At 73.7% G+C, this 9,291-nt stretch carries 7 protein-coding genes and 1 pseudogene; 3 read left to right on the top strand and 5 right to left on the bottom strand.

The annotated features are described in order from the left end of the window. Positions 1–4: 4 nt before the first annotated feature. The 3 genes from SSNG_RS26595 to SSNG_RS26605 form a co-directional block, all read right to left on the bottom strand. The gene (locus SSNG_RS26595) at positions 5–703 is read right to left on the bottom strand and encodes a response regulator (RefSeq protein ID WP_007267014.1); all 699 of its coding nucleotides are present in this window, start codon (positions 701–703) and stop codon (positions 5–7) included. Beyond that, positions 700–2,316, bottom strand: coding sequence for a sensor histidine kinase (locus tag SSNG_RS26600; RefSeq protein ID WP_050779737.1), 1,617 nt, complete (start codon positions 2,314–2,316; stop codon positions 700–702). The genes SSNG_RS26595 and SSNG_RS26600 overlap by 4 nt, the downstream gene beginning before the upstream one ends. Positions 2,317–2,448: 132 nt before the next feature. Further along, a complete protein-coding gene (locus tag SSNG_RS26605; protein WP_007267016.1) occupies positions 2,449–3,675 on the bottom strand; it encodes a citrate synthase in 1,227 nt (408 codons plus the stop codon). A 69-nt stretch (positions 3,676–3,744) separates the two neighbouring features. Here SSNG_RS26605 and SSNG_RS26610 point away from each other — a divergent pair, with 69 nt between their 5' ends. The 3 genes from SSNG_RS26610 (at position 3,745) to SSNG_RS45380 (ending at position 6,097) form a co-directional block, all read left to right on the top strand. Further along, on the top strand, positions 3,745–4,896 hold the full coding sequence (locus SSNG_RS26610) for a citrate synthase/methylcitrate synthase (protein ID WP_241695119.1): 1,152 nt from the start codon (positions 3,745–3,747) through the stop codon (positions 4,894–4,896). A gap of 14 nt (positions 4,897–4,910) precedes the next feature. Further along, on the top strand, positions 4,911–5,561 hold the full coding sequence (locus SSNG_RS45375; protein WP_007267018.1) for a GTP-binding protein: 651 nt from the start codon (positions 4,911–4,913) through the stop codon (positions 5,559–5,561). Between the two features lie 107 nt (positions 5,562–5,668). After that, positions 5,669–6,097, top strand: coding sequence for a GTP-binding protein (locus SSNG_RS45380; protein WP_063749912.1), 429 nt, complete (start codon positions 5,669–5,671; stop codon positions 6,095–6,097). A gap of 15 nt (positions 6,098–6,112) precedes the next feature. Here the strand turns inward: SSNG_RS45380 and SSNG_RS40265 are convergent. Next, positions 6,113–6,992, bottom strand: a pseudogene (locus SSNG_RS40265) (IS5 family transposase). Between the two features lie 53 nt (positions 6,993–7,045). Next, on the bottom strand, positions 7,046–9,199 hold the full coding sequence (locus tag SSNG_RS26620) for a restriction endonuclease (RefSeq protein ID WP_241695120.1): 2,154 nt from the start codon (positions 9,197–9,199) through the stop codon (positions 7,046–7,048). Positions 9,200–9,291 lie beyond the last annotated feature (92 nt).

Genomic DNA, 9,291 nt, shown 5'->3' on the forward strand with positions numbered 1-9,291 from the left:
CCCCCTAGGGTGTGTCCGACGGGCGCCAGGCGTAGCGGTGCTCGGGGCGGCCGGTCTCGCCGTAGCGCAGGGCCAGGGTGACGCGGCCGGCCCGGTCCAGGAGCTTCAGGTAGCGCTGGGCGGTCTGCCGGCTGATGCCCGCGCGGTCGGCGATCTGCTGCGTGGACAGCGGGCCTTCGGCGGCGCGCAGGACCCGGCGGACCAGCTCCGCGGTGGTGGGGGAGTGCCCCTTCGGCAGCTCGTTCGGGGTGCCCGCCGCGGCGAGGGCGCCGAAGATCCGGTCCACCTCGGCCTGTTCGGCCTCGCCGCCGCCGGAGAGGGAGCGGCGCAGGGAGGCGTAGGCCTCCAGCTTGGTGCGCAGCCCGGCGAAGGTGAACGGCTTGACCAGGTACTGGAGGGCGCCGAGCCGCATGGCCGCCTGGACGGTGGCCAGGTCCCGGGCCGCCGTGACCATGATCACATCGGTGTGGTGGCCGAGCTGGCGCAGGCGGCGCACCAGGTCGAGGCCGTTCTCGTCCGGGAGGTAGTGGTCGAGGAGGACCAGGTCCACCGGGCGGGCGGTGAGGAAGTCCAGGGCCTCGGCCGCCGAATGGACTTCGCCGCAGATCCGGAAACCGGGAACCTTCGCCACGTACGCCGCGTTGATCCTGGCAACACGCATGTCGTCGTCGACGACCAATACGTGGATCGGGGTCTCGTTCATCGCAGGGCCTCCGGGAGCACGACGGAGAATTCCGCCCCTCCGTCCTCTGCCGACCCGGCCTGGGCGCTGCCGCCCTGCCGTTCCGCGAGGCGGCGTACGAGGGCCAGACCCAGCCCTCGCTCGCGGTGGGCCTCGGGCTGCTTGGTCGACCAGCCCTCGGTGAAGATCTCCTCGTGCCGGCCGGCGGGGATCCCCGGGCCGCTGTCGCGGACCCGCAGCACGGCCGTGCGTCCCCGCGCGCGGATGTCGACCTCGACCAGGGGTGCGGCCGAGCCGGCCGCCGCGTCCAGGGCGTTGTCGACGAGGTTGCCGAGGATCGTGACGAGGCCGCCCGGGTCCACCAGGCGATCGGGGAGGAGTGCGTCCGGGGCGAGGCGCAGGGCGACGCCGCGCTCGGCGGCGACGGTCGCCTTGCCCACGAGGAGGGCTGCGAGCAGGGGGTCGTGGACCTTTTCGGTGACCTGCTCGGCGGTGGTGCGGTGGACTCCGACGACCTCGTTGACGAAGTCGACGGCTTCCTCGTGCAGGCCCAGTTCGAGCAGGCCGAGGAGGGTGTGGAGCCGGTTGGCGTGCTCGTGGTCCTGGGCGCGCAGGGCGTCGATCAGGCCTCGGGTGGAGTCCAGTTCGCGGCCCAGGCGCTCCACCTCGGTGCGGTCGCGCAGGGTGGCGACGGCTCCGCCGTCGGCGGTGGGCATCCGGTTGGCGACCAGGACGCGCGGGCCCTGGACGGTGAGCAGGTCCCGGCCGGTGACGCGCCCGGTCAGGACGTCGCTGGTGCGGCCCGTGCCGAGGACCTCGTCCAGGGGCCGGCCGGCGAGGGTGGCGGCGCTGTCCGCGGGGAGGCCCAGCAGCCGGGCGGCCTCGTCGTTGACGAGGCGCACCCGGTCGTCCGGGTCGAGGGCGATCACGCCCTCGCGGATGGAGTGCAGCATGGCCTCGCGCTCCGCGAGGAGCCCCGCGATGTCGGAGAAGGCCAGGTCGCGGGTCTGCCGCTGGATCCGGCGGGAGAGCAGGTAGGCGGCCAGCGCACCGGCCGCCAGGGCGCCGCCCGCGTAGGCGAGCAGGCCGGGGATGGCGCCGAGCAGCCGGTCGCGGACGCTGTCGTAGGCGATGCCGACCGAGACGGCGCCGACGACCTCCCCGTCGGCGGCGACCAGGGGGACCTTGCCGCGGGCGGAGCGGCCGAGGGTGCCCTCGTCGATCTCCATCACCTCGTGGCCGGCGAGCGCGTCGCTGGGGTCGGTGGAGACGGGCCGTCCGATGCGGTCGGGGCTGGGGTGGGAGCGGCGGATGCCGTGGAGGTCGAGGACCACCACGTACTCGGCACCGGTCGCCCTGCGGATCCGCTCGGCCGCGGACTGGACGGGGCTGTCCGCCGTCGGCCGCGACCGCAGGAGGTCGGTGGCCAGCGACGGGTCCGCGGCCGTGCTCTGCGCGATGGCCAGGGCCCGCCGCATCGCCTGGTCGTCGAGCTGGCCGCTCAGGGGGGCCAGGAAGAGCCCCGTCGCCAGGACGGCGACCCCGGCCGCGATGGCCAGCTGGGTCAGCAGGATCTGCGAGACGGCCCGTCGGGGCAGCCCGAGGCGTCGAGCGCCCGTGGGGAGGAACCGCATGACTAGCACCGTAGGTCGGCTGGGGCGTGAGCGGAATTTTCTGTGTCTATGAGAAGCCCCACCCGGAGCGGGCGGCCCGGGCCGTCGCCGGGTGGGCGGTGCCCTTCCGGGCGGGGTGCGGTGGGGCGCCGGTCAGGGCAGCGGGCGGGGCGGGCGGGTGCCGGTGTAGTGGCCGCTGGGGCGCATGCGCAGGGGGCGCTCCTGGTACTCCTCCAGCGCGTGGGCGATCCAGCCCGCCGTCCGGGCGACGGCGAAGACGGTCTCGCCGGCCTCGGCGGTCATCCCGCAGGACACCGTCAGCACGGCCAGCGCCAGGTCCACGTTGGGGTGCAGGCCGTGCCGGGCCATCACCGCCGCCACGTCCCGTGCCGCGCCGAGCGCCGGGGCGGCCCCCGGGAGCCCCTCCAGGTGGTCGAACAGGGCCCGCGCCCTCGGGTCCTCGCCCCGGTACAGGCGGTGGCCGAGCCCGGGCACCCGGCGCCCCGCGCGCAGGTGCTCCGCCACCACGGGCGCGGCGCCGCCCCGCTCCAGCACCTCCGCCAGCATCCGGTGCGCGAGCCGCCCGGCCGCCCCGTGCAGGGGGCCTTCCAGGGCGCCGAGCCCGGCCGAGACGACCGCGTACGGATGGGCCCGCGCCGAGGCGGCCACCCGTACCGCGAGGGTGGAGGCGGCGAGGTCGTGGTCGACCAGCAGGGCCAGAGCCAGGTCCAGGGCGTCGACGGCCACCGGGTCCGGCCCCTGTCCGGTCAGCCGGGGCCACAGTGCCCGGGCGAGCCGCCCGTCCCCCTCGGGCGCCGGGGTCGCCTCCGCCCCGGGCAGGGCGCCGACCAGCGTCGGGATCAGGCAGCGCGCGGTGCCGAGTACCGCTTCCTCGGACAGGTCGAAGCGCAGCGGGTCCACCACCGCCGCGGCGGCGACCGCGACCCGGAGCCGGTCGAGGGGCCCGCTGTGCTCGGGCAGCGCGGCCACCGCCGTCCGGGCGGCGGCGAGTGCTTCGGGGGGAGCGGTGAACCGGGCCCCGTGCGGGAGGGTCCCCGTCCAGAGCCACTCGGCGACCTCCTCGTACGGGTACCGCGATGCCAGCTCGACGGCGTCGACGCCGCGGAAGAAGTACCGGTCGGCCTCGATGAGGGTGAGCGCCGTGCGTACGGAGAGCTCCCCGGCGGGCGCCGCGGCCTCCCGCCGGCTGCGCCTGGCCAGGGCCTCCACCTCCCGCGCGTCGAAGGTGCTGCCCCGCCCGACCGCGTCGCGGCGGCTGCCGAGCTGGCCCCGGCTGACGTACGCGTACACGGTCGCGGGCTTCACCCCGAGGATCCGCGCGGCCTCCCTGGTGGTGAGCCGCCTCTCGTCATCGCTCATGACGCCACCCTACATATGTTGATTCAATCAATATTGACATCGATCCAATCAAGGATGGATGGTCAATCCATGAACACCACCGTCGAAGTACCCCGCGGTCTCGCGGGAGTCGTGGTCACCGAAACCCAGCTCGGTGACGTCCGGGGCCGCGAAGGCTTCTACCACTACCGCCAGTACTCGGCCGTCGAGCTCGCCACGAGCCGCACCTTCGAGGACGTGTGGCACCTGATGTTCCGCGGCGCGCTCCCCGCGAACGCCGCGGAGCGGGCCGCCTTCGCCGCCGAGACCGTCCCGCTGCGGCACCTGCCCGCCCAGGTCCGCGACGCGCTCCCCGCCCTCGCCGGCGCCACCGCCCTCTCCGGCCCCCTCGCCGGACTGCGCACCGCGCTCTCGCTGCTCGGCGCCTGCTCCGGCTTCCGCCCGGTGTACGACCTCGACCCCGACCGCCGGGCCGCCGACGCGCTCGCCGCCTGCGCCGCCGTACCCACCCTGCTCACCGCCCTGCACCGGCTCGGGCAGGGCCTGGAGCCGGTCGAGCCGCGCGACGACCTGCCGTACGCCGCCAACTACCTGTGGATGCTCACCGGCGAGGAGCCCGACCCCGTCAAGGCCCGCGCCGTCGAGCGGTACCTGATCTCCACCGTCGACCACGGTTTCAACGCCTCCACCTTCACCGCCCGCGTCATCGCCTCCACCGGCGCCGACGTCGCCGCCTGCCTCACCGGGGCGATCGGCGCGCTCTCCGGCCCGCTGCACGGCGGGGCGCCCAGCCGGGCCCTGGACACCCTGGACGCCATCGGCACGGTGGAGCGCATCGGGCCGTGGATCCGGGAGCGGGTCCTGGCCGGGGACCGGATCATGGGCTTCGGACACCCCGTCTACCGCACCGAGGACCCGCGTTCGCGGATGCTGCGCGACATCGCCCGGCAGTTCGGCGGGGAGCTCGTGGACTTCGCCGTCGAGGTCGAACGGCAGGTGGAGGAGATCCTCGCCGAGCTGAAGCCGGGCCGGGAGCTGCACACCAACGTGGAGTTCTACGCGGGCGTGGTCATGGAGCTGTGCGGGCTGCCGCGCGAGATGTTCACCCCGACCTTCTGCGCGGCCCGGGTGGTGGGCTGGAGCGCGAACGTCCTGGAACAGGCCGCCGACTCGAAGATCATCCGCCCGGCCGCGCGCTACACCGGCCCCACCCCGCCGCAGCCGGTGCCCGCCGCGGGCTGACTACGATCGTCCGAGTGAACAGCGTCCAGCCCATTCCCGTCGTGGTCCTCGCCGGATTCCTCGGCTCCGGCAAGACCACGCTCCTCAACCACCTGCTCGGCAACCGGGGCGGCACCCGGATCGGGGTCGTCGTCAACGACTTCGGCTCGATCGAGATCGACGCGATGTCGGTGGCCGGACAGGTCGGCGACTCGATGGTCTCCCTCGGCGGCGGCTGCCTGTGCTGCGCCGTCGACGGCAGCGAGCTGGACGCCTACCTGGACAAGCTCGCCGCCCCCGTCCACCGGATCGACGTGATCGTCATCGAGGCCAGCGGGCTCGCCGAGCCCCAGGAGATGGTCCGGATGCTGATCGCCAACGAGAACCCGGCGATCCGCTACGGCGGTCTGGTGCAGGTCGTCGACGCGGCGGAGTTCGACCGGACGCGGGCCGCGCACCCGGAGACCGACCGCCACCTGTCCGTCGCCGACCTGGTGGTGCTCAACAAGACCGACCGGGTGGACCCCGCCGAACGCGCCCGCATCGAGGGGGAGATCGCCTCGCTCTGCGCCCCGGGGACGCCCCTGGTTCGGCGTCGATCACGTGGCGGATCGACCCGGAATCTGCTCTTCGACCGTCGCCCCTGGACCGAGTCTGCTGGGGGCATCTGTTCTTCTAGGACCTGATCGCGGAGGCGGAGGAGCGCGACGGCCACGACGCGCACGCGGACCACGCCCACGCCCGCTACGAGAGCGTCGAGTTCACGTCCGACCAGGCCCTGTCCCCGCGCCGCTTGATCGACTTCCTCGACCGGCGCCCGGCCGGCCTCTACCGCATCAAGGGGTTCGTCTGGTTCGGCGTGCCCGGCCACCAGGAACGGTACGAGGTCCACGCGGTCGGCCGCTTCCTGCGCTTCGCCCCCGCACCCTGGGGGCGGGGCGAGCGCCGCCGCACGCAGCTCGTCCTGATCGGCTCCGGCACCGACGGGCCGGGCCTGCTGCGCGAGCTGGACGCCTGCCGGGAGGAGTCCCCCGAACAGGCCCCGCCCGAGAGCATGTGGGGCGTCCTTCGCTACGTCGCGCCGGCGGACCGCGGGGACGACCCCGCGGCGGAGAACGGCGCCCCGGCGGAGGAGGACCCCGCGCCGGAGGACGACCCGCCGCCGGAGGACGACCCCCCGGTGGGGGACGACCCCGCGCCCGAGGACGGCGCCCCGGCCTAGGTTCTGTCCGGCGGATCATTCGCGGAGCCAGAGCCTGATGGCTGCGGTGGTGATGGTGCCGTGGAAGACGTAGGCGCGTTTGTCGTAGCGGGTGGCGACGGCCCGGTGGTGTTTGAGCCGATTGATCGTCCGCTCGACCTCGTTGCGCCGTTTGTAGAGCTCCTTGTCGAAGCCGGTGGGCCGGCCGCCCCTGCTGCCGCGGCGTTTGCGGTTGGCCCGCTGGTCCCTGGGCTCTGGGATCGTGTGCTTGATCTGGCGTCTTCGCAGGTGGCTGCGGTTGCGGCGTGAGCTGTATGCCTTGTCGCCGCTGACGTGGTCGGGCCTGGTGCGGGGGTGTCCGCCGCCAGGTCTGGCGACACGGATGCGAGCGAGGACTTCGGTGAACTGGGGCGCGTCGCCCCACTGTCCCGGTGTGACGAGCAGGGCCAGCGGGCGGCAGCCGCCCTCACTGGCGAGATGGATTTTGCAGGTCAGGCCGCCCCGGGACCGGCCGAGTCCCTCGTCGGGGCGGTGGTTTCGAGGCGTCGTTCTTTTTTCGGGACCCGTGGAGTGGTCTTGCGGGCTCCGGCCGCGTGCTGATGGGCCGGCACGTGGTCGAGTCGACGCCGACCATGCTCCAGTCGAGTCGGCCCGCCAGGTCGGCATCGGCCTGGACCGCCCGCAGGATCCGGTCCCACGTGCCGTCGGCGGACCAGCGCCGATGGCGTTCATAGACCGTCTTCCAGCTGCCGTATCGCTCGGGAAGGTCCCGCCACGGGATCCCGGTCCGCACCCGGAACAGGATTCCGTTGACCACCTGCCGGTGGTCGCTCCAGCGTCCGCCCCGCAGCCCGGCAATGGGCAGGTGCGGCTCAAGCCGCACCCACTCCGCGTTCGTCAGATCACCCCGCCCCATGCCCGGCCTAACGACCGGACAAGCCGACAGTCACAAGATCCGCCGGACAGAACCTAGGCCACCTCGACGCCGAAGTCGCCCAGCAGGGCCTCCAGGCCGCCCCGGTAGCCCTTGCCGCCGATGACGAACTTCCAGTCGCCGTTGGGGCGGCGGCGGAAGGAGCCCAGTACCAGGGCCGTCTCGCCCGCCCGGCCGTCGGAGACCTCCAGCTGGTCGATCTCCGCGCCCGACGCGTCCAGCAGCCGGATCCGGGCGTCGGTGAACCCCGCCAGATCGGCGTCCGGGTTCACCTCCGGGTCGACCGCGGCGACCAGCACCAGGCGGTCGGCGTGCCGGGGAAGGTCGTCGAAGCCGACCTCGACGGCCGCCTTGTCGGGGGCGGAGTGCGGACGCGAGCGCACCGCACCGTCCGGGGTGCTCGGGTTGTTGAAGAAGACGAAGTGGTCCTCGCTCAGCACCCGGCCGCCCTCGCAGACCAGTGCGCACACGTCCAGCGAGACCCCGCCCGACCAGGTCATGCCCAGCACGTTGCGGTCGGCGGGAACGGGAGGCAGCTCGACCAGGGTCGGCGTCCCGGCCGGGCCGGCCGCCGGGGCCGGAGCCGGGCGGACGGCCGTGCCCGCCGCGGCCCCGGAGGTCCGCTGGGCCGGGACGGAACCGCCGCCGAGGCGCCCCCGCAGCCCGTACCGGTGCAGCAGCTCCACCAGCTCGGCCCCGGGAACCAACTCCAGCGGCTTGCCGTTGGCAAAGGTGTACGACCCGGGCCCGAAGGACGCGGTGGTGACCAGCACCCCCTTGTTCGCCCCCTTGTCCTGGACCGTGCCGTACAGGTCCCGTACCGCCGTCGGCGGCACGGTGTTGCGGTAGCGCTTGACCTGCACGACGATCCGCCCGCCCCGGATCGGCGCCGGGTCCACGGCCTCGACGTCCACGCCGCCGTCACCGGACCGCTGCGTGGTCACCGCCTCCATGCCCATCGCCCGGAAGAGTTCCGCGACCAGGTTCTCGAAGGCGATCGGGTCCATCTGGAAGAGGTCGGGCTCGTCGTCATCGCCCGCGACGTGCCCGCCATGGCTGACGACGTCCCCGCCGACCTCGCCCGGTCGGCGGCCCGCCCGGACGCCCGTCAGCTGGTCCGGGCGCGCGGACAACTGCCCCCGCAGCCCCTCGACCAGGCAGTCCACCGCGCTCACCTGCTCCAGCCGCAGCCCGGAGAAGGCGCCGTGCCCCGCCTGCACGGTCGCCAGCACGAGCTGCGCCTCACGGCCCGTCACCGGATCGTGGTCGTCCACGAACCCGTTGACGACCACCGATTCCAGGGCGCCGAACTCGTCCGCCGCGTACAGCTCGCGCAGCACCAGCAGCAGGCACTGGGCGAGCAGGTCCCGGTACAGCGCCCGGCGCTGCGTGGCCGGCCGCGCCGTCTCCCGGTCCTGATCCGTGCTCGGCATGTAGCGCACGGCCTTCACCTCCGGCACCACCTCGTACCGGGGCAGCTCCCAGTCCAGTACGAGCTGGCGCGCCGCGGGGTCGTACGCCGCCGACACCTGCCGGGGAAGCTCACCGGGCCAGGCCGTGGAGGCGTACAGGGCCGCCGAGAAGTACTCCACCACCGCGTCGGGTTCCCCGGCGCGCAGGGAGCCGGCCAGATCACTGAGGCCGCCGTTGTGCCGGCGGATGCCGGCGAGCTGCTCAGCCGCCCACTGGTCGTACTGCTGCCGGTACGCCGCCAGCTGCCGCAGCCGCTCCTGCTCGGCGGCGTGCGCGGCCTGCCAGGCCCGGGTGTACCGGTCGTGGGCCTCCCGCTCGGCCCGGCCGCGAGAGCCGAGGGCCCAGCCGCCGCCGTGCTGGTGGAACTGGGCCAGCTGCGGCATGGGCACCGGATGACCGAGGCCGCCGGGGTCGAAGGGCTGGATCTGCTCGGACCGCACCAGGGCGGACATCCGGAACGCGGGCGCCCGGCAGCCCGACGCCAGCAGCCCCTGCAGCGCCGCCACCTGCGCGTCGAGCTGCTCGGTACGGCGCCGCGCCTCGGCCTCGCGGTGCTGCTTGTACGCGGCCTGCTGCTCGCGCCGGTCCCGGGCGGCCTCGCGCTCGTACGCCCGCTCGCGGCGCTCCGCCTCGCGCATCTGGATCAGCTGCGTCTGCTGCTGCTGTCGCTGGGCCTCGGCCCAGACGCCGATCATCCCGCTGGACCGACGACTCATCAGCTCTGCTCTCCCCCCACCCGCGTGTACCGGGAAAACAGTATAGGTATATATATATATATATATATATATATATATATATATATATATAT

The sequence above is a fragment of the Streptomyces sp. C genome (assembly GCF_000158895.1).
GTDB lineage: Bacteria > Actinomycetota > Actinomycetes > Streptomycetales > Streptomycetaceae > Streptomyces > Streptomyces racemochromogenes.

What these genes read in the sequence shown, in the direction of transcription:
- SSNG_RS26595 (WP_007267014.1), bottom strand. Translation starts at nt 703, where the DNA reads ATGAACGAGACCCCGATCCACGTATTGGTCGTCGACGACGACATGCGT.
- SSNG_RS26600 (WP_050779737.1), bottom strand. Translation starts at nt 2,316, where the DNA reads ATGCGGTTCCTCCCCACGGGCGCTCGACGCCTCGGGCTGCCCCGACGG.
- SSNG_RS26605 (WP_007267016.1), bottom strand. Translation starts at nt 3,675, where the DNA reads ATGAGCGATGACGAGAGGCGGCTCACCACCAGGGAGGCCGCGCGGATC.
- SSNG_RS26610 (WP_241695119.1), top strand. Translation starts at nt 3,745, where the DNA reads ATGAACACCACCGTCGAAGTACCCCGCGGTCTCGCGGGAGTCGTGGTC.
- SSNG_RS26620 (WP_241695120.1), bottom strand. Translation starts at nt 9,199, where the DNA reads ATGAGTCGTCGGTCCAGCGGGATGATCGGCGTCTGGGCCGAGGCCCAG.